The following is a 24,766-nucleotide window of genomic DNA, read 5'->3' on the forward strand; positions in this document are numbered from 1 at the left end:
GGTAATCATGAGACTCATCATTATGGATGAATCACAAAAATGTTTACATTTACGGGCACGTGCCCGTAACTTATATCAATCATGGCAGCTCAATCCACTTCCCGCAGACATTTCATTACAACTGGCTTAACCGCGGCCGCAGGGTTGTCGGTGATCGCTAATCCGCTTTTTGCAGCGCGGTCAGGAGCCGCTGACAGGATTCGTTTGGGCATCATCGGCACGGGTTCCCGGGGAGCCGGCCTCTGCACATTGATCAAGGAAATGCCGGAAATTGCGCTGGTTGCATGCTGCGATACCATTCCTGAAAATCTGCAAAAGGGATTAAGCCTGGCCGAAAAAGGAGCGAAAGGTTATTCGGATTATCGCAAGTTACTTGAAGATAAAAGCCTGGATGCGGTCATTATAGCCACACCGCTTTACCTGCATTATCCGATGGCTGTTGCCGCTATACAGGCTGGAAAGCACATTTATCTTGAAAAATCAATGACTTACGACATTCCGCAGGCCATTGATCTGGTGAAAAAAGTGCGTGATTCGAAACTCATTTTTCAAATCGGCTATCAGTATCGTTACTATGGCCTTTATCATCGCGTTAAGGAAATAATCAAAGAAAATTGGCTGGGCAAAATCACCCATTTTGAATGTCAGTATAACCGGAATTCCAACTGGCGTTTTCCTGTGAAAGACCCGAAAATGGAGCGCCAGATCAATTGGAGAATGTATCGAGAATATTGCGGCGGTCCGCTTTCTGAGCTTTGCGCGCACGAAATTGATGTCGTAAATTATCTCGTCGACAGTCATCCCACGAAGGTGGTCGGGCTGGGAGGCATTAATTATTGGAAAGATGGCCGCGATACATACGACAACATCCGGACGGTTTACGATTATCCAGGCGGCGTGAAAGCCAGCGTAACTTCGGTGTTATCAAATGCTTATAATGGTTACAGTATCAGGATTTTAGGAGATAAAGCGACCGTGGAAATCCTGCGCGATAAAGCATACATTTACGCAGAATCCACCAACAATGCGAAAGGAACCGTGGACGGCGTCACGGGCGCAACATTGGCTGTGACCACGCAAGGTAAAGGCATGGAAGTAGCTTACGGAAAACCCGGGGAAGAAAGTCTGGAACCAACCGTTTATGCTTTGCAGGATTTTATAAAATGCATTAAGGATAAAAAACAGCCGATTTCCAATGTCGAAACCGGCCGCGACGGCTCTATTGCGATCCATATGGGCAATGCGGCTGCGGACACGGAAGCTGTGCAGATCTGGAAACCCGAATACTCCGTTTAAGCCATGCGGCTTTCAAACTATAAACAATTTTTGCTCGCAGGCATAGCCATTCTGGTCTTGCCTGCTTTTTGCATTCTGGATATTCCGGAAACTAAATCGTTCAAGCGTTTTCAGATCAATGGTTTAGCACAGGGAACGAGCTACGCGATCACTTACTATGCTGAATTTGAATTGGTGAAAAAATCGCAGATCGACAGCATTTTCGGCCAGCTGGATCATTCACTTTCCATTTATAATCCCAATTCAATCATCAGCCGGTTCAATGCATCCGATTCCGGTGTGGACATTGATGACCATTTTTACAATGTGGTCAGGAAATCGCAGGAAATTTTCAAGGAAACGGAGGGCGCATTTGACATAACCGTTTATCCGCTCGTTTGGGCGTGGGGATTTGGGAATGAACGGGTTAGTGCCATTCCGGACGCTGCTGAAATTCGATCTTTAATGCCTTGCATTGGCTCGGAAAAGCTGCATTTAAGCCCTAGCCGGCTTACTAAGGATCTGCCTTGCGTTAAAATTGACGTCAATGGCATTGCACAGGGTTATAGCGTAGATGTAATGGCTGATTTTCTGGAATCCAATGGTATAGCAAATTATTTGGTCGAAATAGGAGGAGAAATAAGGGTTAAGGGTAGAAAGTATCCCGAAAATACGGCCATGTCCATCGGCATTGAAAAACCAGCCGAAAATGAATTTCAGGCCGCAGGCATCCGGCAGGTTATCCAGGTCCCGGATGGCGCGGTTACCACATCGGGAAGTTACCGCAACTTCCGCAAGCTCGGTTCGCGGCGGATTTCCCACATTATCGATCCCAAAACGGGTTATCCCGCATCGACAGAAATAATCAGCGCCACCGTGATCGCCAACGATGCGATAACCGCCGACGGATATGATAATGCATTGCTCCTCATGGGTTTAGATCATGCAATGGAATTTTTGAAAAAGCGTAAAAACCTGCACGCCTATTTCATTTTCCAAAAGCAGGACAGCACCATTGCCGACACAACCACCGCCGGATTCAGCAAGTTTTTAAAGCCCTGATAGCAGCGTTTTTATTCCCAAACCTTCCTCAAAACCGCTTCTGGAATTTTCGAGAACGTTAACGGTAACGTTCTCGCTACTATTTTCAGCAAATGTCATTGAACCAGAATGAATTCATTGTAACATTGTTCTGCCTCCAAATTAAATTCTGACTAACGGCGAAATGCAGGTTTTAAATTTTCACAATCTCCTATTGTGAAGCAGAATTGCTATGCGAAAAACATGATAACCAAACTCTTATGAAACTAAAATTACGACAGAACAAATCCATGAAAATCTGCATGATGCTCGCATTGCTGACCAGCTTGTTGTGGATCGGGCCCATGTGGCTTGGGCAGAAGCTTCATGCGCAAGATTTGAAAAACATTTCGGGCAGTGTCCTGGATAGCGTGACCACGGTTGGCCTGCCTGGCGTTTCGGTGATCGTGAAGGGCACCCAGCGTGGAACCACCACCGATTCGGAGGGTCGTTTTTCGATCCAGGCGGCCGGTTCGGAGGTGCTGACTTTTAGTTTTGTAGGATATAATCTGAAAGAAATTCCCGTAGGAACGAAATCGGTGATAGAAACCACGCTGCAACCGAGTGTGAATGCATTGGATGAGCTGGTTGTGGTCGGTTATGGCACGATGAAAAAGAGTGATTTAACAGGGGCGGTGATCCGGATTGATGCCAAAACATTTAAAAATCAGCCCATGACCCAGTTTACCGACATGCTGACCGGAACCGTTGCCGGCTTCAATGCCAACCAGGGCGCGACGGCTGCGGGCGGAAGTTCACTGCAAGTACGCGGTCCCAAATCGCTGAATGCGTCCACAAATCCCATGGTCGTGATGGACGGAGTGATCTTCAACGGCAGCATTGCGGACATTAACCCGGCCGACATTGAAACGATGGACATTCTGAAAGATGCCAGCTCAGCGGCCGTATTTGGGGCAAGAGCAGCAGGTGGCGTCATTTTGATTACAACCAAAAAAGGCGCAACCGGAAAGCCAATCATTAATTTTTCTGCAAATGTGGGCATTACCGAGCCCACCAATGACTTCAAGCCTTTCGATAAGGACGGTTATCTTACATTCAGGAGGGATTTGCTCAAAGCCACGAACCCGAATAATCCCACGTTCTACTATGATAACCCGACCCAACTGCCTGCTGGCGTGACCATTGACCAATGGCGGAATGCAAGTAACAATCCGCAGCAGGACAACACCCAGGAATGGCTGGGACGCCTGCGTTTTTTTCCTATTGAAACTGAAAATTTCCTCGAAGGCAAGTCTGTGGATTGGTATAATGAGGTCATACGGAGAGGTAAGCGACAAAATTACGATGTCAGCATCGGGGGCGGATCGGATAAAGTAACCTATTACTGGTCATTGGGTTATCAAAATAACGAAGGCGTTTTGCGCGGGGACAAATTTTCAACCATCCGGTCACGATTGAATGTAGATTTCAAGGTTACCGACTTCCTGAATGTGGGTGTGAACACGCAGTTTGCGGACCGGGACGAGAGCGCTGTGACGGCAAATCTGGGCCAAATGTTCATTATGAGCCCTTACGGGTCCATGTTTGAAGACAATGGCGACGTTTCCTGGTATCCCAACAGCTTCGCAACAGCCAATCCGCTGATCAATTATTTTGGGCAGGAAAAAATGAGAAAGATCAACACATTGTTTGCGTCCATGTATGCAAAGATCAAGCTGCCCTTTGGTTTCGACTACAAAATTTCTTTCCAGCCGCGCTATGAAACGCTGAAAGATTATAGTTTCTGGTCGTCCAAAACGCTTGACGGCGGTTCTACACGCAGTAACGGTTATGGAACACGCGATGATTCTTCCACTTACGAATGGATTCTGGATAACCTGCTGCATTGGAATAAGGAATTTGGCGCGCACCGTTTTGACCTCACATTGCTTTACAGCTCCGAGCGAAACCGCGGCTGGGCTTCCACGATCAGCAATCAGACTTTTGTACCCAATCAAAACCTCGGATACCACGGCCTGCAATACGGCACAAACCCGGCATTACTGACCAACGACACGCAGATCACGGGCGACGCCGCAATGGCGAGATTGAACTACACATTATTGGATAAATATCTGATCACGGCCTCGCTCCGGAGAGATGGCTTTTCCGCATTTGGAACAAAACAACCAAGGGCAACCTTCCCGGCAGCGGCGGTTGCATGGAAAATTTCGGAAGAAAAATTCTTTAACCTCGATTTTGTAAGTCAAATGAAGCTCCGTGCTTCCTGGGGAGTGAATGGTAACCGCGATATCGGCGCATATTCGGCCCTTGCGCAACTTCTTTCAACCCAATATTATGATGGTTCCAATGTGCAGGTCGGTGTTTACAACAATTCGCTGGCTAATCCCGATCTGGTTTGGGAAAAAACGCGCTCTATTAACCTCGGGATGGATTTAAGCTTGTTGAAAAACCGCGTGGATTTGAGTGTGGAATATTATGATATGACCACTACGGATCTGTTAATGAACCGCTTACTCCCTGAAATCACAGGCTTTAAGAACATTACATCCAACCTGGGTGAATTGGGAAACAAAGGTTTTGAAATGACAATCAACACCATTAACACCGAAAAACGCAATTTCAGCTGGCGGTCGAGTTTGGTTTTTTCCTTTAACAGAAACAAGATCAAGCGTCTTTTTGGAGATTATGAAGAAAAAACCGTGGATGGAAAGACCGTTACCACCGAGCTGCCGGATTATTCCAATGAATGGTTTCCAGGACAAGCATTGGACCGCGTCTGGAATTACGACGTGACGGGAATCTGGCAGTTGAATGGAAAGGAAGCGGCAGAAGTCTACAAGCTGCAACCGGGCGATTTCAAGGCAACGGATGCAGACGGAAATGGCAAATATGAGGCATTAGCAGACAAAATGTTCATCGGTTACCGCCAGCCCCGGTTCAGGGTTGGGCTCCGGAATGAATTCACATTCCTCAGATACTTCTCGGCATCCGTGTTTTTGCGGGGTGAATTTGGTCACATCGCACCTTTCCAGGAAGGTTTAAGATCAGGCGGATCAGACACTTACGATCGACGCAATACGAATGATTTCCCTTACTGGACGCCGGAAAACGGCAACAACGAATATGCGCGGCTTAACACCAACACAAACGTTTTTGGCGGCGGAATCCAGATTTACAGACCCCTTTCTTTTGTACGGATCCAGGATGTGAACCTTTCCTATGCATTGCCCGGGGCAATATCTGAGCGGTTGAAATTGAGCAGCCTACGGATATTTGCATCTGGACGCAATTTATACAGTTTTGATAAATGGCCCGGCTGGGACCCCGAGTCGGTTAATGTTGCCATGCCCCGGAATTTTACGCTCGGTTTGAACTTGTCATTGTAATCAGAAGAAATTAAAATCATGAAACGCCTCATTAACATATCCCTGGCAATGGTTGTGCTGCTATTGACACAATCGTCCTGCGACAAAGACTGGCTGAAACCGGAACCATTGTCTTTTTTCAGTCCTGAAAATGTATTTACAGACAAAGCCGGTTTCGAATCTTTGCTCATCACCATGCGCAAGGATCTCAAAACAGAGAACACAGGCACAGCGTCCACATCTACGATCATGCCGAACCTCACCATGGAATTTGCAGCATCGGATCTGGCCTCGCCCTGGTCGCAGCTGGATTTTTATAATCTCACCCCGAACACCGACATGTATTACCGCTATCTGTCGATGTTTACGGTCATTTATTCATCTGTAAAAAATGCGAATGTGCTCATTTCCAGGATCGACGACATTGAATGGAAGTCCGAGCAGGAGCGGAATGCGATATTGGCCGAGGCTTACTGGCACCGCGCTTACTGGTATTATCGTTTGGTGAATTCCTACGGAGATGTTCCTTTTATTAATGAGGAAATTCAGGGAGCCAAGCTCGATTTTCGCACGCATAGCCGCTGGGCGATCCTGTCCAAAATCCAGTCGGATACGGAGTATGCGGCGGAATGGCTGCCCGTTGCTGCCAAGCCTGGTGTCATTACCAAAGGCGCTGCCCATCATTTACTGGCAAAAATTTATCTTGCCAACCTGGAATTTGATAAGGCCATTGAAGCTGCTACGAAAGTCATTAATGGCCCCTATGCCTTAATGAACCAGCGTTTTGGCCTGGATGCGGACAAGGCTTACCGCAATCTGATCTGGGATTTGCACCGCTCCAAGAATTTCAGCATTGCACAGAATACGGAAACCATCCTCGCATCCATTGATCGCTATGAAGCGCCTCCGGGAGCCCGCTCGGAAGGACTTTACACCATGCGGATGTATAATTGCCAGTATTTTCAGCCACAGGTGCTGGACAGTCAGGGGAAACCCGGTATGGTAAGGAGCGGGCCTATGCTGGATTCGCTGGGCATTGGCAATGCAAATGTGCGGCTGACGGGTTACTATCAATATGATATCTGGGCTTATAAAGGGCAAACCTGGAAAAACACAACAGATTTACGCAGAAGCGACATCAACTGGGTGGATAAGCACGAGCTGCGCTACAACAATCCCGCTTCCGTCGATTATGGAAAAGTGATCAACACCGCATTCCTCGCTAATCCGATCGATACATTCAAGCACGTGTACGCGATGCCGCATTACATTATGTACAATCCCATGGACGATCCGCTCGCCCGCACTGTGGGCGGCAATGGGGACTGGTATATTTTCAGGTTAGCGGAAACTTATTTGCTGAGGGCCGAGGCATATTACTGGAAAAATCAGCATGCATTGGCAGCAGCAGACATTAACAAAGTCCGGGAGCGGGCCAAAGCCTTGCCCATATCCGCTGGCGAAGTAACGATCGACTTCATCATGAACGAGCGCGCCCGCGAGCTGTTCGCCGAAGAGCCGCGACATTCGGAACTGGTAAGAGTATCCTATATTATGGCTAAATCCAACCTGGGAGGCTACAATCTGGCCAGTTTCAGCGAGAAAAACTTTTTCTACGACCGCGTCATGCGTTACAATAACACGTACGAGAAAAAGGTGCAATTGCTGGGTAACACCGCTAATATGGCCCCATTCCATGTCCTATGGCCCATTCCTTCTCTGGTTATCACAGCCAATACCAAGGGAGTGATCAATCAGAATGCAGGCTATGACGGAGCCGAGCGAAATGTGGAACCGCTGATGACGATTGAGTAGGGGGGCATTGTGCTTACGCTGAGCGGAGCCGAAGCGCAAGCACGATGATCCCAACCCAACACCTGTATCAAACATGAACCATGAAGCACGACCATCCAACCCAGCCACCCGAAAAAAGCCTTATCGGTGCATACGGAAACTATTTTGCCAATCTTGCAAAGAAGCCAGGAACATTATCCTTCCGGAATGCCGGTTGGGAAAACCTATCCGACTGGCAGACAAAAGCCAGGGCGAAAGCGGCTGAGTTGCTTTCTGCGCCAGGAACGGGGAAAATGCCGGTGGTGAAGGTGGAGAAAAAGTATGTTTACGATGGATTGGATTTTGAGGAACTGTCCTGGCAATTGCCTTATGGGAAGCGTACCAAGGCGGTTTTTTTGAAACCTCAGGGAAGCTCAAAGCCTTTGCCAGCCATTCTTGCGCTGCATGATCATGCGGGGAAAAAGTATTTTGGCTATCCGAAGTTGGTAAAGACTTCCGGCAAGCAACATCCGATGATCGTAAAACACCAGGCTGCGGTTTACAGCAGTAACGCATGGGCCAACGACATTGCCAGGCGCGGTTATGCTGTGCTGGTGCACGACACATTTGCTTTTGGGAGTCGGCGTGTATTTTATGGTGATATTGCTGGCTTGGACTACGGGGCGTTGAAAACACAGGATAAAACGGATCAGAATCCGGATGAGGAAACGCACATTCTGACCTATAATGAATGGTCCAAAGAGCATGAGCATGTAATGTCCAAATCCCTCTTTTGTGCAGGAACAACCTGGCCGGGCGTTTGTCTGGCTGAGGACCAGGCAGCATTGTCTGTGTTAAGCGCCCGAAAAGATGTTGATAACGAGCGTATTGGATGTGCGGGACTGTCCGGGGGTGGCGTTCGGACTGTTTATCTGGCTGGTTTGGACGACCGTATCAAGTGTGCGGTTTGCGTTGGTTTTATGACCACATTCAATGATCTTGTGCTGAACCGGTCCTACAATCATACCTGGATGACCTTTGCGCCATTGCTTGCCAACTATATGGATTTTCCCGAAATACTAGGTCTGCGCGTTCCGTTGCCCACTTTGGTCCAGAACAATAACCAGGATGCCTTGTTTACATTGTCAGAAATGAAGCAGGCAGATGATATTTTAAAACAGATTTTCAAAAAGGCAGGCGCTGCGGAAAAGTATAAGGCAGGTTTTTACGATGGCCCGCACAAGTTCGATGCACAAATGCAGGCTGACGCATTTGACTGGTTCGATAAATGGTTGGCATAAAAACGATAAACGGTCGCAACACGAAATGCAAACGGTTGGAGGAAAACGCTGGACAGGTTAAATAGTCTTTTCACACGGTTTTGGAGTAGCACTAGGGAGGCAGGAAGTCAGTGAATTATTTTCGAGTAAATTATGAAAATAACCTGCTTAACAAAATAATAAACCTGTCCAAACTGTTGGATAAAGGCTGAATTGTTGCTGGCAAAGCACTAAACCAAAACCCGTGATGGAAAAAAAGAGTACAACAAGTGAAAAGTCAACCTCTTCCAGAAGAGACTTTGTTAAAGCTGCAGGTGTGACCGCGGCAGGTTTTATGATTGTCCCAAGGCACGTGCTGGGTGGAAAAGGCTTCACTGCACCCAGCGACAGGCTCACGGTTGCGGGTGTAGGAGTAGGCGGAAAAGGAACATCAGATCTTGCGAGCTTTGCAAAAAGCGGGAAAGCCGACATTGCTTATTTATGCGATGTAGACGACCGCCGTGCTGCTACAAGCATTGCCAATTATCCCAAAGCCAAGTATTACAAGGACTTCCGGGAAATGTTTGAAAAAGAATCCAAAAACTTTGACGCAGTTTCGGTTTCCACGCCCGACCATACGCACGCAGTTGTAGCCATGGCGGCCATGCAGCTCGGTAAGCACGTTTATGTGCAAAAACCGATGACACATGATATTTACGAAGCAAGAAAACTCACCGAAGCCGCTGCAAAATATAAAGTGGTGACCCAGATGGGAAACCAGGGCTCATCCGGCGACGGCGTAAGAACATTGCACGAATGGTACGACGCAGGCATCATTGGCGACGTCGACACGGTTTATATCTGGACCAACAGGCCGATATGGCCACAAGGCATTCCCTGGCCGTCCGAAAAACCACCGGTTCCCAAGGAACTTGATTGGGATCTCTGGCTGGGCACAGCACCAAAAAAAGACTATGTAGAAAACCTGATCCCCGGAAGCTGGAGAGGCTGGTGGGATTACGGGACCGGCGCATTGGGCGACCTGGGCTGCCACTTGATGGAAGCTCCGTTCCGCGTGCTGGGATTGAAATATGCAACGGATATGCAGGCGAGTGTCGGCAGCGTTTTTACTGCTTTTGGCAAGAGAGGCATTTTCCCTGACAGTTGCCCGCCATCAAGCCACGCAACATTAACTTTCCCAAAAACAGCCAAAACAAAAGGCCCGGTAACCATGCACTGGATGGACGGCGGCATCAAGCCGGAGCGTCCGGAGGAACTTGGCCCGAATGAGTTATTCGGAGATGGCAACAGCGGTATTTTGTTTGTTGGTTCAAAAGGCAAAATGATGGCCAGCGAATATGCTGCTAACCCTCGTTTGCTGCCATTAACCAAAATGCAGGAAGTGAAAGTAAAACAAAAATTTGCCCGCGTACCAGGAAGCGCAGACGGTCACTACGCACAATGGGTGGAAGGCTGTATCGCCGGTTACGGTAAGATGGAGCTAAGCTCACCATTCGAACTGGCAGGTCCGCTAACCGAAGCAATCCTGGGTGCCAACCTCGCCATCCGCGGCGCAGATATGCCAAAGGCAAGAGAAGACGGAAAAGGTTTCACATATCCGGGAAGCAACATGAAAATGCTCTGGGACGCTCAAAACATGAAGGTTACCAACTTCGACGAAGTAAACCAGTTCGTCCGCCGGAATTACCGGGAAGGTTGGAGCCTGGGAGTTTAAGAATCTCAATAACTTTTAGCGAAAAAGCCGTGACTACGATCACGGCTTTTTTGTGCCCTAACTCTTTCTGCGATACAGATAGGGCGCCTTGTTAGCGGCGCCGGTGAATTTCTTTTCCAGGCGTTCCAACACATTCAGATCCAGGATTTTCTTTTGGAAATTGTTTCTGGCGAAAGGTTTGTCGTAAATGGTTTCGTAAAGTTCCTGCACATCTTTCATCGTAAATGTTTCGGGGAGCAGGTTGAATGCGATCAGCTTTTCGTCCAGATGGAAACGAAGCGTTTCAAGCGCTTTGGTGACGATTTCGTTGTGGTCGATGATCATTTCTGGCAGTTCTTTAATGTTATACCAATCAATCGACGAGTCAAGATCCGTTTTTTCAGGGACCACCTGGTTCAGGTCCACAAGCGCGTAGTAGCCAATTGAAACGAATCTTTTTGTAAACCAATTGAACTCCTTCCCATACTGCCCGTTTTCGCTCAGGAGCTGCGGATTAAGTTCAATAAGCTTAGTCATGAATTTCAAGCTGTTCCTGGCAGCTTTACCAAAAATGTGAAACTGGTCGAGGTAAATTTCCTTAATGCCGGTCCGCTGCTGAAGAATGCGGTTTGCTGCTGTATCAATGTCCTCGTCTTGCGAAAAAAAACCACCTGGCAGGGCCCAGAAATCACCATTGAAATTGAGCTTAGGCACTAAAACTTTGAGTTGCTTATTGTGGTAACCGAATATCACACAGTCGATAGACAGCTGTTCAATATAATTTTGTTCACTTGGATTACGTATCATGTAGGTTTAGGGATGTAGTACAATACAAATGTAAAATAGAAAAATATTTATTGTCTTAATTTAAGACAATAAATAAATTAATCATAGCTTTGCTTCGACTCAATCAAACCTAAGATAACGGATGAAAGTAAAGTCTCTACTACTAAGCATGCTCGCTTTGAGTTTTTGCTTAACGTTTCAATCTGCTGACGCGCAAACCACAAAGGTGAATGTGTTGGTTTTCAGTAAGACCGCTTCTTTCAGGCACGAGTCCATTGCTGCTGGAAAAACAGCATTGACCAAAATGGCTAAAGAGAAGGGTTTCGGTGTCAGCTTCACGGAAGATGCCAGCCAGTTTAATGAACCTAACCTGAAAAAATACAATACTGTCGTTTTTCTAAACACAACAGGCGATGTGCTGACCAATGAGCAGCAAGTTGCGTTTGAGCGATACATTCAGGCGGGCGGAGGTTACACGGGCATACATGCGGCCACTGATACGGAATATGACTGGCCTTGGTATGGACAACTTGCAGGTGCCTATTTCCTGGATCATCCCATGATACCCAGCAATGTGCAAAAAGGGAAATTCATCGTGACCGAAAAAAATCATTGGGCAACGCAAGGGATGCCGGATGAATTTGAAAGAACGGATGAGTTTTACAGCTTCAAAGACATTTCACCCAAGATCAAAGTTGTACTTAAAATTGATGAAAAGAGCTATATAGGTGGCAAAAACCCTGATTTTCACCCGATGGGATGGTATCAGGAGTTCGACGGCGGCCGCTCGTTTTATACGGCGATGGGACATACGGACGAGACATTCTCTGACCCTCTTTTCCTGAACCATCTGTATGCCGGGATCAAATATACAGCTGGCGGTGATTCACCGAAAACAGTGGATTTCTCCAAATCCCGACCTGAGGAGAACCGCTTTACAAAGGTAATCCTGGAAGAAAAGCTGGATGAACCGATGGAGCTGAGCGTGCTGGACAAAGACAGAATCCTGTTCATTCAGCGTAAAGGAGAAGTGCGGCTTTATAATGCCAAAACGAAAGAATTGAAGAACATTGCCAACATTCCGGTCAGTACGAAGTACAAAAATAAGGAAGGAAAGGAATCGACAGGCGAGGATGGGCTTTTGGGTTTGAACAAAGACCCGAACTTTGCTCAGAACCATTGGATTTACCTATATTATTCCATACCGGAAGCGCCTAAGAATGTGCTGGCAAGGTTTGAAATGAAGGGCGACCAGCTGGATCTTGCAACCAAAAAGGTGCTGCTGGAAGTGGAAACGCAACGTGAAGAATGCTGCCATACGGGTGGTTCAATTGCCTGGGACAAAGCGGGTAACCTGTATTTATCGACAGGGGATAACACTAACCCTCATGGCTCGAATGGTTACAGCCCGAGTGATGAGCGCGAGGGAAGGTCAGCCTGGGATGCGCAGAAATCTTCTGCCAACACAAATGATCTTCGTGGCAAAATCATACGCATTAAGCCACAGCCGGACGGAACTTACACCATTCCGGAAGGCAATCTTTTTGCCAAAGGAACCCCGCAGACGCGGCCGGAAATTTTCACAATGGGTCACAGAAACCCATTCAGGATATCCGTGGACCAGAAAACGGGTTACGTATATTGGGGTGAGGTTGGCCCGGACGCAGCCAAGCCGGATTCCAGCAGAGGACCTGCCGGGCACGATGAAGTAGGACAGGCCCGTAAGGCGGGAAATTTTGGCTGGCCGCATTTTGTGGGAGATAATAAGGCATATAATAAGTTTGATTTTACGGCAAGCAAGTCTTTGGAAAAGTGGGACGTTGCTGCGCCTACCAACAATTCGCCGAGCAATACCGGCTTAAAAGTGCTTCCACCGGCTCAAAAGGCATTTATCTGGTATCCATATGGCGCCTCGAAGGAGTTTCCTTTAACGGGTAGCGGTGGTAGAAATGCAATGGCTGGGCCGGTTTTCTATTCGGATGGGTTCAAGAATGCAAATAATGCATTTCCGGCTTACTACAACGGCAAACTGCTTACTTACGACTGGATGCGCGGCTGGATTATGTCTGTGACGATGGATCAGGAAGGTAATTATGCTGCTATGGAGCGGTTTATGCCCAGCTACAAGTTCTCCAATCCGATGGATATGGAATTTGCGGACAACGGAGATTTGTATATGCTGGAATACGGAACAGGCTGGTTTTCAGCGAATGATGATGCGCGCTTGATCCGCATTGAGTATAACGGTGGCAATCGCAAACCGCAGATCCAGATGGCTGCTAACAAAATGGGCGGCTCTGCACCGCTTGCTTTGAAACTCGATGCAAAAGGAACGGTTGATGCAGACAACGATATGTTGAATTATGCATGGAAAATCACTTCGAAAAATGGTTTCTCAAAGCAGATCAACACGCCGGAAGCGAATTTGACACTTACCAAGCTGGGTGTTTACAAAGCTACTTTGACCGTTAATGATGGTAAAGGCGGCGTCAACACGCAGTCGATGGAAATTACGGTTGGCAACGAGCCGCCGGTATTGAGCCTCGATATGCCAATGGGTAACAAGTCGTTTTATGCTGCCAACAAACCTTTCAATTATGATGTAAAAGTTTCTGACAAAGAAGACGGAACATTAGAAAAAGGCATTGAGGCAGACCGCGTTGCAGTGAACATTGATTACCTGGCCGAAGGTTTTGATAAAATCGCCATTGCGCAGGGACACCGTTCGGCAGATGCCAGCGCCGCATTTGCTCCTGGAAAAAAACTGATCGAAGCCAGTGATTGCAAAGCTTGCCACAGTGTGGATAAAAAGTCGATCGGTCCTGCTTACCGCGAGGTTTCAGCCAAATACAAGGGCGATAATTCGGCCGTTGAGAAACTGACTAAGAAAGTGATCGCCGGTGGGGGAGGTGTTTGGGGTGAAACGGCCATGGCTGCACATCCCCAGCTTTCAGCGGCGGACGCTTCCGAAATGGTGAAATACATTCTGAATGTGACCAACGAAAAGCCGAAGGAGAAATCAATGCCTGCAAAAGGCAGCTATGTGGCCAAAGTTCCGGCAGGCGATAAAGGCAAGGGCGTTTTCATTGTAAGGGCTGCTTATGAGGATAGTGGTGCAAGCGGCTTGCCATCATTGAAGTCGGAGAAGACGCTTGTGCTGAAAAATGCAAAAATGGATATGCACAATTTCGATGTGTATGAAGACATGATGAAGATATCAAATGGTGGAATGAACCTGGCTATTGCTTCGAAATCAGGATCTTATGTTGTGCTTAAACAAACAGACCTGAGCGGAATTTCGGAGGTGCAGTTGCAAGCCATCGCACCAAAGCCGCAGGTTAATGCTGCCGGTGGAAAAGTAGAGCTGCGGCTCGACAGCCCTACCGGCCCGGTAGTAGGAACGTCCGAATTCCTCGAACCGACCGAAAAAATGGATTTCAAACCAAACATCCTAAGTATTCCAATCAAACTGGCAGGGCAACCGGATGGCAAACTGCACAATGTTTACCTTGTATTTACCAATCCCCAAGCCGATGGACATTCGCTGATGGTTGTGCTTGGAGCGGAGTTTAAGCTTACGGAAATAAGTAATTAAAGAAAATAATAGTCAGTCTCTCAATTTTAATTAATCAGAACAATGAAAAGAACCAGTATCGCCTTCGTATTTTTATTTTTAGGATTTGCTATTAACGGATTTTCCCAAACCGCAGCAACGAACGACTTTTTCCTGGGTAAGTGGGAGGTTTTGGTTGTAGGCACTCCCGACGGAGATTCTAAACTGGTGACCGAATTAACCCGCAAAGACGGCAAACTGACCGGTGAACTGAAAGATCCCACAGGAAAAAACCCAAATGCTTTGCCAATCTCAAACATTATGGAAGAAGGGAACAAAATGACCATTTTCTTCGAAGCGCAAGGAACAGAAGTGTCTTTGGACCTGGCAAAAGTAGATGATGACCATTTGAAAGGCTCGGTAATGAACGGAATGTTTGATGCTACGGCGGTCCGGATTAAGGAGTAGGTTTGAGTTGATGGCTGAGTAAGTTAGTTTAGCCCGAAATGAGGTTTCATTCAAAATGTTTGAAACCTCATTTTGGGCTTTTTATTTTCCATGGATGATTGCTTTGCCTGGCAATGTTGCGAAGGGTTCATTCCATTCATTGATCAAGAAAACCTTATATACGTAAAGTCCGGGCACAGGATTGGCGGGCAGCCAATACCATTCATTTGTAAGTGTTCCCGGTAAAACTGTGATAAGCTTATCTTCCACAACAATGCCCTGCTGATTGTAAATGACAGTCCGGATGGCCCGTAGATCCGCATTTTTTGCCACTTTAAGCTCGAAACGCAAATACACGGATGTTGGGTTAGGGCTTACTACGAGTTCGGTAGGCGGATTTTCATTATCAACCACTTCAAAAAGCATTCTATAAGGCTGTGCGGTTGCATTGCCGGCGCGGTCTTTGGCATTGACCAGGATTTCATAAGTTCCTGCTTTAAGATCCGTTGCATAACTTAGCCGTAGTGATTTGGTGTCTTTGATCGTGATTTCAATGTCGTTTTCTCCATATGTGACTTTTTCAAAATCACAGTTATCGTCCCCACAACGCTTTAAGAATATTTCAACCAGCGAAGTATCCGGCAAAAGCAGTCTGTCATCCGACAATAGCACCGTCACAGTCGGATCCGCAGAAATAGTTTCCTTGTGTTGTAATAATCTGTCATTAAACTCCACTGTCAGCATAGGCGGCACAATGTCCTTTGTATTCCCGGAAGAAAATGTAGTTTTTGTCTTGATAATATCCCAATCAATATCCAGTTCTGCAATGTTGTTACTTGTGTTTAGTTCCTCAATCAAATGATCAGGATCTATATGGACCTGGATTTTTTGGATATCTTTTGAATTAAGAAAAGTTACTTGTAATGTGTCTTGAGCAGGAAAAGATTTCAGCATCTGTGTTTTGACAACATTACCCTGCTTCCCAAAATAGGTCACCTTAACCCGCACGTCTTGTCCGGCAACGAACCTGCCGTTATTATGCATTTCGACTTTAACTTTCAAAGAATCAGACGATTCAAACGACTGACTCACCGATTTTGAGTGCAGTGAAATGCTTTCCTCCGGATCAACTGAATAATCAGGCCTGTCTACCGTGACGAGCCGCAATGCGGGATCACCCTGCAACAAAGACTGATGCACATTGGCAATGCTGTATTCATCCTTATCCTTGGTGACAATGTCACTGGCAACTGCCATCTGGATTTTTCCGATCCGCAAATGCACAGTGGCCGGGTCTGTGAACATATAATGATACAACCTGCGCAGATATTTCGCAGAGGGGCCTACGTAGCTTTGAAAGGAATTAGCAATGATTGCGATAGCGCCGCGGTCAGGGGCCAGCAACCAGTCCAGTGAAAGGGTAATCCTGTCATCTGACTTAGGCGTTTTCGGGTTCTGGTTGGACCTTCCGGTAAATATATTTCCTACTCCGCAGCCATTGAAATACATCATCGGATACTTGCGCCGGTTATTGTAGTTGCGAGGCGCATCCGTAATGTAGCCGAAATCCAAATCGGTGATGTAAGTCGACCCATGACCAAAAAAAGTGATCAGTCCGGCTCCCGCATTGACATCTGCCGTTATGTTGACGGGTTCTGGCTCGGCCATTGCCTGTTGTTTTACATATTGTTTCACTTTACCACCCAGCTGTCCGTTTTGAACATCGGGTTCCAGGATACTTAGCAGTCCTTTTAATTGTGTGATCTCGCCGACGGTTTTGCCGCCATTCAGATGCAGGACATTCTTCCGCCAGGCGTAATCCGTGCTCTTGCTTTCATACTGCTTTACCTTTTCCAGATAGTCGGTAACATGCCGGGGGGTAAAAGCAGACAGCCTGCCGACCGGCATAGCAGGGACATCCCTCGCCGCTCCGGCAAGGCCTTCCACGAGCAGCACGTCAGAACCGGGATACCCGATCGTGGGCACTTCTCCCGGCAGCTCCCGCTTCATTTTCTCATTGTGCGTGATCGATTTCCCGATCAGGAACAAATATTTGTCCTTCCCACCATTGGTAAGCATATAAGACATCATCTTCCTGATGGCAACCGGGCTGGGTTCGCCGTAATTGAACTGATTGTACACTTCCTGGATTTCCATAACCAAAGGTTTAAAGCTCCCTCCGGCCTGAGAAGCGCGGTAATCAGCGTATTGGTTTGCGCTTTCCAGTAAAGTGTCGGTGGTGATGATGATATAGTTCGCTTCTTTAGGAGATAATGGTTTTAGTTTAACAGCCTTTATTTTGGCTGCATCAACGTTAATAATCTCTTTTGAAGCAAGTAGGACCTGAGTTTTGCCTGCTTGCCGGGGCACCATTATGCCCTCTTTTTTGCCTGTTATAATCACAGGTTTGCCCGGGTCTGAAATTTCCAGGAACATGAAATCTTGTGAAGCGCCTTTAATATTAACCCTGCTCCATGGATCCGGGGTAGGGACCAGCGTAAATTCCTTACTTGCCTGCTTATCGATTTGAAGTAACTGTTGGAAATTTAATGAGAAATAAGTGAGTGAAAACCGGTTCAATATATCCGCTTTGGTCGTTTTGAGCGAAATGATCCCTTTGCCTTCGGCATCGGTATCTCCGGGTTTTAAGTCGAACGAAAACGCAGCCGGACTAAATCTTGAAATCGGCAGCACATTCACCAGTCGCAATGACTTTTGATTTTTACCAACATAAATTTCTATCTGATGCTCCATGTTGCTTCTGCCGTGAATCAGCAGCTTAATATTGGGAAGTTGCGCATGGCTGGCCAGGTTTTTCAACTCAAAATTTCCCATTATAGAACCAGCCCCGTCTCTATCCTGGATGCGGCTGGTCTTGCTGGCGCCGTTCACAAAAAAACTATTCAAAAAGGGCGGTGTGCTCTCATATTTCAGCGTGCTCAATGTATAATCTTCCCGGTAAACCGTAGTTACCTTTTCCTGATGGAATGTGAGTTCAGGCATACGCTGATCCACAGGCTGTTCAACAGATTTTGCTCTGTCACCCTGCGCATCTCCGACCGTTAAAAAATAGGCACCCTCGTCAGAATACAGGCTGAAATAGGGATTAACCCGGGAGTTCATGGGCCGGTATAACAGCGAATCGCTCGCTCCGTCATTGGGAAGCGCGTAAAACAGAACCTCTTTGTTATTGGCGCTTAAAATGGAAATTTGCTTTCCCCGTCTCCATAATTGCAATTTGTCAGGAGATCCGGTTGGGAAATCTTTCGGCAGGGAGGTCAGCGATATCCTGTGGATGCCTTTTTTCGCTATGCCGATTTTTACATACGGCTTTTCATAATATATCCAACTATTTGCATAAGGTGGCCTCCATTGCGCGCTGGCTGCGTGCTGCATAAGCAAAGCAACAATGGCTAGTGTCATTGTTTTGGCCAGGATTGAAATAGAATCTAGCATATGTGGTTTGGTAATGTGCAGGCCTGTTACCCTGCATTGCGCAAGAAAAAGCACTCGGTTCACTACTCAACTTTACATTGAGTAACCGTGCGGAATCAGTTATTCTGCGGCAAATAACAAAGTGGCCCGCCGAGCATCAACTCGACGGGCCACTTCATATGTTAACTTAACAAGTGTTCAGCTCTTTATAATTCTAATACCTGAACACCGCCGCAACAGGCGATTCGGCGGGCATTTTATCCTCGTCCAACACATACACTTCGCCACCGTTCTGAATCGTCTTAATCAATGCTTCGTCCAGCAAGTCTTCCGAGTCGGCACTTTCTGAATCACCAAGTGTGAGCTCGTTCGAATTTTCATCAAATGTGCCCCAAATGTGATTTGCCTTTTTTACGAAAATGTGGGATATCCTGCCGTAATAAGCTGCGGGAATGATTTCGTTGGGAGACGATGAAGTGAGTTCCGTAGCCGACTGATTGGCGAAGATCGTCAGCGCTTTGTCCAACGGTTGCTCGAAATAAGGCAACATGATTTCCTTGGCCAATTTGTACAGTTCATTCTTATCATCGTGCTCATGGCTGCCCGTTATGGATTCGCTGCACACATTATGATAGTCGCAAACGGATTTATAAATCGGGATCAGATATTCCACCCCGGCCAGGAGAAGCGGCACATTCTCGGTATGCAATATTTGTTTGTACAAAATATCATCTACATGCTCGAAATAGGTTGCAATGTTGGCTTTCTCGTCGGGATTGCCTCCACCCATTCCGTGAAAATTGGCGCCACCTCCCGAGCTGTTTGCTACACGAACGGTGCTCGCATCTTTTTCGGAAATCCGTTTCACGTCCATCATTTCCTCTGGAAGGTCGGGCACGTCGATATATTCCATTCCAAACGCATCCGCCCTGAACAACTTGCATTTCTGCTTGCTGATAACAAGCAGGAAGAAATGCTCTTTGCTGGCCATGATCGGGATCAACGGGGAGACGTAGAAGCTTTTTTCGCACATCAGCTCGTTTTCGGGAGCAACCGGCATTTTAATATACCTGAAATAACCCTCCGAAATGAAGACTGCGAGCCCTTCGTTCATGCCAGCCCAAAATGTGTCGTTTTGCAGCAGCTCATAACCTGGCGTCAGCATTTGTTCGATTACCGCCTGAGGAATTTCCCTATCAGCCAACCGTTTTGAAACATCCTGAAGAGCATTTTTGAAATTAATTAAATCCTTTTTCTCGTTCACTTCCACACCCGACTTATGGGTGGGAATGTACATGGTAACGCAGCAGGGCGCCTGGTAACTGGCTAGCTCAACAAACAACTCTTTATCAAGCACCTGCGGAAGCTCTTCGGGCTCAGTTTTATTCTCGTCATCTATCGAAAGCTCGGCTGTTTTATCACTTTCAGGCTTATTTTCCTTACCCTTAAAAGAATTTTCTCCTTTTGAGGTGTTCCTGTTCGGGTGCCGGACCGGCAGCGACGGATCCAGGGTGAGGTCGTCTTCGACATATTTATTATCCAATTCCAAAAACTCATCCAACTTCTCAGCTGGCGCATTGGAAATTCCTAATCCCTCCACTTTGTTAATGGTTGAAGGTTTTCCTTTGGGCGGATGAAATCCACCTGATTGATCTTTTCCCATAATTCAAACTGATTTTGATACTTACTGTTAGGCTGGCGATGCATTAAAAATTATGCCAACATCGACTCAGGCAAATGGTCGTTTAAATGTTGCCGCCCGGCTCTGTCAGGATTTTATCCTCCTGATTTTTGATTTTTGCCTTATCGCTTTTTGTTTTGTTCAAGGGCCGGTTGTAGAAAGTGCCGTCGCGCTTTCTAAAAAGTCCAGGTGTGAATAAATCGTCCAATTTGACCCTGCCATGCTCATCCGGGCTGGGCGTATTGTCAGCTGTGTGATCGTTCATGATTTCGCAATGTGGATGGGTGGTTGAAAAAATCCCGCGCTAGTAAATTTTCGTGCCAAGCTGGTAAGCCATACATTGCGATACACTTCGGGTGTTGAGATAGATTTTTTTGTATGGAATCAGGATGACGCCGATACGCGTTCCGTCGGCTTGCGATTCCTAGCACCCTTGCCAATACGCCATAAAACCAAAAAAGCCCGGTCGTTAGACCAGGCTTTGTCGGGATGACAAGATTCGAACTTGCGACCCCTAGCACCCCATGCAACTTTTTATGGTAATTTTGTATAATTTTACATAAGTTCAATTTTATCATCTATCTAATAATCAAGGTTTTAATTATTTTCACTAAGTTTGCCTATGTAAGATTAGATACAAATGTTCGACTAATGTTCGACTAAATTATCTCAATATGGCGATTTCAACCAGATTGATCCTGCGGCCTCAGAGCTCCCCGAATGAGACGGAATATCCAATTATGCTTTAGATTATCATTGACAGGAAGAATCAATTGGTAAGTACCAAAAAGTACAGTTCAATTGAGAATTGGCAAGATAAAACACAATCTGTATCCAAGGCACATCCAAAGCACAAAGAGATCAATCTGCTGTTAAGGACGATCTCTTCCGAAATAGATTTCTATATCTTATCCGAAGGGAAGAAAGGGGTCAGGCCTTCGTTTGATGAGATAAAGGCCTTGGTTAGGAAGCTCACGGGAGGAAACACCGAGCCAGAGCGAAAAAAGCTTTTTGACGTGTTCAACGAGCACATCGCTTTCTTGGATCAGCAGAACCGTCTTGGTTCCAAGGAAACTTACGAGTCTACTTTGAAAAGCTTGAAAAACTTCATGAGCAATAAGGACAAAGAGTTCCTAAGCATCAACACAGGTTTTTTAGTGAAGTATGAGGAATATCTCCTGGCACGAGGTTGCGCCATTACGACGCGCAGTTTCTACTTGCGCACATTTCGAACATTGTGGAAGCTGGCCATCAAAAACAAATACTGCCCGGAAACCCACTATCCATTCAAGGACTTCGCATTTTCAAAATATAATAATCCAAGAACCAAAAAGAGAGCGATTACCAAGGATCAGATAGGTTTGATAGAAGCTCAGGTAATTGATCCCAAGAACGATACTTTGATCAATTCCAGGAACTACTTCCTTTTTAGTTTCTACTGCCGTGGATTGAATTTTACCGATCTCGCAGATTTGAAATGGACCAACATTATTGGGGACGAACTTCATTACTTCCGATCCAAGACAAAAGAGGAGTTTCGGTTTAAGCTGCATCCGACCGCCTTGCGAATTCTTGACCATTATCGAAATATGGAGGGGAATAGTGACTCCGGACACGTCTTTCCGATATTATACAAGAGGCATGCGACTCTTCAATCTGTTAGGGACAGGAAGAAGAAAATACTCACAAGGGTTAACAAGCAGATAAAGGAGCTGGGTTTATCACTCGGCATCGCAAAGACGTTGACTACGTATGTAGCTCGGCACTCGTATGCAACGGCACTTCGCAGGAACGGAATGTCAAAAGAGAATATTGGCAGATCACTAGGTCACGATAGTCTGAAAACAACAGATATCTATCTTGAAGATATCGGAGATCCGGTACTGGATGATTTGATCAACTCAACTATTTAGCTTATGTATTTTTTTGATTTGCCAGGCTTTCACCCGGTTAGTGGTCTCGACACGGACGATCGTGGAAAGCATCCCTATTTGCATTTTAACGACAAAATATTTCAAAAAGAGGAAATTGATTACTGTGATTCCTATTTCCCGTTCAAAAAGATTCTTTTCAACAACCGTCAAACACTGTTTGTCAGCGAAATGAACCTGATAGAAGTCTTTGAGTACAACCCAGTTTTCAAAAATGATCTACTAATAGATCACAGTCATCCTATTTCGGCTGAACACCTTGACGCAATAAGATCCAATTTCTCTGAGGGCTATTACGATGGAAGTTCAGACTTCCCAAGAGAGATCCAATCCACCATAAATCTACCAGATGGTGCTGTAAAGGAAACCAGGCTTCGTGGCTTCATCGAGTTTTGCGGCGATCATTTGTTTTTTGAAGGGTTTGCTACTCCCAAATGTCTTTATGCCCTAGGATTTATACAGGCATATCTGGTTAAAGCATTTGGAGAATATCGCAATTTGATCCAGAGTCTCGAAAGTACTATTCCGGAGGTAAGAATTCGGGAGTCGGTCTCTGACGAAAATATATTTGAGGAAATCATAGAGAAAGACCAGCGTATTGAGGAACGGCCGGATGATGACTCAGCGATTGAAGAAGATGGTAAGCAGGAATTTCTGCCAAGCCTACTCAGTGAACAGGTCGAAAGGACAAAATTTAATAAGATCCCATTGGACTATCCGGTTAATGAGATTATTTCGCTGTGGATGATTCTGTTAGAAGTGTGGAAATGTCGGCCTATTAATTCCATCCAGGTGTTTTTTGAACCAGAAGATGTTTTGGAGTTATTGGGCTGCATGTTTGACGATTCGGCGAACAAGGGACTGCTCCCACAATCAGAATATAAGTTTTATATTTTACCGCCAGGAAAATATGAGAGAGTTATTAACCTGCTAATGCATATTACATACAAACTGAACACTGACCGCAACAACATCAACCTTGAAAGATACTGTGAAGCGTTGATAGCAACCTTTTCATGTTACAGTAAAACCAAGGTTGCCAGCCTCAAGAGTAATATTAATAAAGAGCGCGGTAACATTATTCAGAGCATCAAGTCACTACCTGATGGAACCTACAAGACTGACTTTTTGAAAGTCTTGGGAAAGATCAACGAATATGCCAGCTAAGGCGATTTGTGCCATTCACTAATTAAAAGCCTTTTTTTATGGAAACCATCATACTGCACTCTTTGACAGTCGAAGAGTTTATGAACCAAATACGGACAATTGTCAGGGAGGAATTAAAGAGCGTTTTGCAACAGGATCAACTACTTACAAAAGAAGGTGCTTTAAAGCTTACCGGAGCAAGTAATGCAGCTTTCCTAAAAGCCGTGAATGCCGGTATTGTAAAGCCACAACTGGTAAAAGGAAGAACGAAGGCGATGTATTTAGAATCAGAAGTGCTCAAGATTTCAGTAGGTAGAAGAAAAAAGCCTTTATAATTCGTAAGCGCTGGGATTCTCCGGAGGGGAGAACTTTAACTGCTTTCCGGTTAACTCAGAAAGTGCTTGGCAGGCCATGTTGTATTGGTCGCACCATCGCTTGCACCTCGATTTTATTTCCTTACCAACAAAACCTGAAAACGGATAACGGAATTTTAGCATTGCATGCCTGCCATAAACATCAATGTATTTTGAAAGATTTTCGTTGATGAAGTCTTTTTGGAGCTGTTTCAATTCAGTCTCTACCTGTTCAATTGGGGGTTGAAAGCCATCAGTTGTAATGTCTTTGAGAGAATCCGGTAGTAGAAAGCGTGATTTAGTTTTTTCTTTCTTTTTCGCTGCCTTGACTGCTGCAACCTTTTCTTGAAATTTTGCTTCACTCTCCTTGAGCTCCATATAGCGAGCCAAATCGACATTGCGAGATTTTAATTCTTGTGATAGCCTGAGAATACTGGACTTACGATAATAATATGATTTACCCTTTGTAAAGTAATCATTGAATCCAAAGGTTTCTCTAATGAACTTCCCTCCATTGTAAACGCCTTTAAAATATCGGCTTAAATCTCTGTCTTGTATCCACTCACCTCTTGTGATTGCCAACTTTTTTAACTCTACCGCAGCTTTATCCAACGCACTTACAGAGAATTGTTCTTCTTTTGGAAGCTCTGACGTGCCTGCAATTCTGACAATGGCCTGTTTAATTTCCGCCAGTTCTCGGATGATTTGTTCTTCGCTCTTCACTGAATATATATCAACTTACACTGAAATTTAAGCGATTTATCTTAAGTGATCAAAGCTTGCGTCAGTCTAAAATAATGCGCTAGGACGCGGATGCTTCGATTGGAGGAGGAGCAGTCCTGCTTATGCTATAATCAACCCAGCTAAGCCGCACCGGTTCGTGCTTATCGAGCCAATTAATGTAAAAAAAGTTTATTTCTCGATAGTTTTCCTTTTGGACGTAGTCAACGTTTTATTCCTTTTCTCAGTTTTTTCAAGTTTGTTTTGCCCATCACTAAAACTGA

16 protein-coding genes are annotated in these 24,766 nt (G+C 45.9%); 11 read left to right on the plus strand and 5 right to left on the minus strand.

Annotated elements, in window-relative coordinates; translation table 11 throughout:
* Positions 1–81: 81 nt before the first annotated feature.
* The 6 genes from L0660_RS20460 to L0660_RS20485 all read left to right on the plus strand — a co-directional run bounded on the left by L0660_RS20460 (position 82) and on the right by L0660_RS20485 (position 10,451).
* Positions 82–1,296 (plus strand): Gfo/Idh/MocA family protein, encoded by a 1,215-nt coding sequence (locus L0660_RS20460; protein WP_235161115.1) that lies wholly within the window; start codon positions 82–84, stop codon positions 1,294–1,296.
* A 3-nt stretch (positions 1,297–1,299) separates the two neighbouring features.
* Positions 1,300–2,337 (plus strand): FAD:protein FMN transferase, encoded by a 1,038-nt coding sequence (locus L0660_RS20465; RefSeq protein WP_235161116.1) that lies wholly within the window; start codon positions 1,300–1,302, stop codon positions 2,335–2,337.
* Positions 2,338–2,576: 239 nt separating this feature from the next.
* A complete protein-coding gene (locus L0660_RS20470; RefSeq protein WP_235161117.1) occupies positions 2,577–5,705 on the plus strand; it encodes a SusC/RagA family TonB-linked outer membrane protein in 3,129 nt (1,042 codons plus the stop codon).
* A gap of 18 nt (positions 5,706–5,723) precedes the next feature.
* A complete protein-coding gene (locus L0660_RS20475; protein WP_235161118.1) occupies positions 5,724–7,499 on the plus strand; it encodes a RagB/SusD family nutrient uptake outer membrane protein in 1,776 nt (591 codons plus the stop codon).
* 80 nt (positions 7,500–7,579) lie between these two features.
* The gene (locus L0660_RS20480; protein WP_235161119.1) at positions 7,580–8,758 is read left to right on the plus strand and encodes a dienelactone hydrolase family protein; all 1,179 of its coding nucleotides are present in this window, start codon (positions 7,580–7,582) and stop codon (positions 8,756–8,758) included.
* Positions 8,759–8,984: 226 nt separating this feature from the next.
* Positions 8,985–10,451 carry a Gfo/Idh/MocA family protein gene (locus tag L0660_RS20485; RefSeq protein ID WP_026631804.1) on the plus strand — a complete coding sequence of 489 codons (1,467 nt, stop codon included), beginning with the start codon at positions 8,985–8,987 and terminating at the stop codon, positions 10,449–10,451.
* A gap of 57 nt (positions 10,452–10,508) precedes the next feature.
* On the opposite strand, the gene L0660_RS20490 is transcribed toward L0660_RS20485, so the two are convergent.
* Entirely contained in the window at positions 10,509–11,237 is a 729-nt protein-coding gene (locus tag L0660_RS20490) for an NrtR DNA-binding winged helix domain-containing protein (RefSeq protein ID WP_255712400.1), read from the minus strand.
* Positions 11,238–11,358: 121 nt separating this feature from the next.
* On the opposite strand from L0660_RS20490, the gene L0660_RS20495 reads away from it, so the two are divergent.
* Positions 11,359–14,811 carry a ThuA domain-containing protein gene (locus L0660_RS20495; protein WP_235161120.1) on the plus strand — a complete coding sequence of 1,151 codons (3,453 nt, stop codon included), beginning with the start codon at positions 11,359–11,361 and terminating at the stop codon, positions 14,809–14,811.
* A 42-nt stretch (positions 14,812–14,853) separates the two neighbouring features.
* Positions 14,854–15,237 carry a hypothetical protein gene (locus L0660_RS20500; protein ID WP_235161121.1) on the plus strand — a complete coding sequence of 128 codons (384 nt, stop codon included), beginning with the start codon at positions 14,854–14,856 and terminating at the stop codon, positions 15,235–15,237.
* 81 nt (positions 15,238–15,318) lie between these two features.
* Here L0660_RS20500 and L0660_RS20505 read toward each other — a convergent pair whose 3' ends face one another.
* The 3 genes from L0660_RS20505 to L0660_RS20515 all read right to left on the minus strand — a co-directional run bounded on the left by L0660_RS20505 (position 15,319) and on the right by L0660_RS20515 (position 20,597).
* Complete coding sequence (locus L0660_RS20505) at positions 15,319–18,672, minus strand: C25 family cysteine peptidase (protein WP_235161122.1); 3,354 nt, start codon at positions 18,670–18,672, stop codon at positions 15,319–15,321.
* 193 nt (positions 18,673–18,865) lie between these two features.
* Positions 18,866–20,314: a hypothetical protein gene (locus L0660_RS20510; RefSeq protein ID WP_235161123.1), complete on the minus strand. Its 1,449-nt coding sequence runs from the start codon at positions 20,312–20,314 to the stop codon at positions 18,866–18,868.
* An 82-nt stretch (positions 20,315–20,396) separates the two neighbouring features.
* On the minus strand, positions 20,397–20,597 hold the full coding sequence (locus L0660_RS20515) for a hypothetical protein (RefSeq protein WP_235161124.1): 201 nt from the start codon (positions 20,595–20,597) through the stop codon (positions 20,397–20,399).
* Positions 20,598–21,087: 490 nt separating this feature from the next.
* Between L0660_RS20515 and L0660_RS20520 the strand changes: the two genes are divergently transcribed.
* Genes L0660_RS20520 through L0660_RS20530 form a run of 3 tightly spaced genes read left to right on the plus strand, consistent with a single transcriptional unit; the run spans position 21,088 to position 23,744 of the window.
* Positions 21,088–22,245, plus strand: a complete 1,158-nt coding sequence (locus L0660_RS20520) for a phage integrase SAM-like domain-containing protein (protein ID WP_409013448.1) — start codon at positions 21,088–21,090, stop codon at positions 22,243–22,245.
* Between the two features lie 3 nt (positions 22,246–22,248).
* Positions 22,249–23,430: a hypothetical protein gene (locus L0660_RS20525; protein WP_235161126.1), complete on the plus strand. Its 1,182-nt coding sequence runs from the start codon at positions 22,249–22,251 to the stop codon at positions 23,428–23,430.
* A gap of 38 nt (positions 23,431–23,468) precedes the next feature.
* On the plus strand, positions 23,469–23,744 hold the full coding sequence (locus L0660_RS20530; protein WP_235161127.1) for a hypothetical protein: 276 nt from the start codon (positions 23,469–23,471) through the stop codon (positions 23,742–23,744).
* Here the strand turns inward: L0660_RS20530 and L0660_RS20535 are convergent.
* Positions 23,739–24,485, minus strand: a complete 747-nt coding sequence (locus tag L0660_RS20535; protein ID WP_235161128.1) for a hypothetical protein — start codon at positions 24,483–24,485, stop codon at positions 23,739–23,741. The two genes, L0660_RS20530 and L0660_RS20535, sit on opposite strands and share 6 nt — an antisense overlap.
* Between the last annotated feature and the right edge of the window lie 281 nt (positions 24,486–24,766).

It is taken from the genome of Dyadobacter sp. CY351, assembly GCF_021502625.1.
GTDB classification, from domain to species: Bacteria; Bacteroidota; Bacteroidia; order Cytophagales; family Spirosomataceae; genus Dyadobacter; species Dyadobacter chenhuakuii.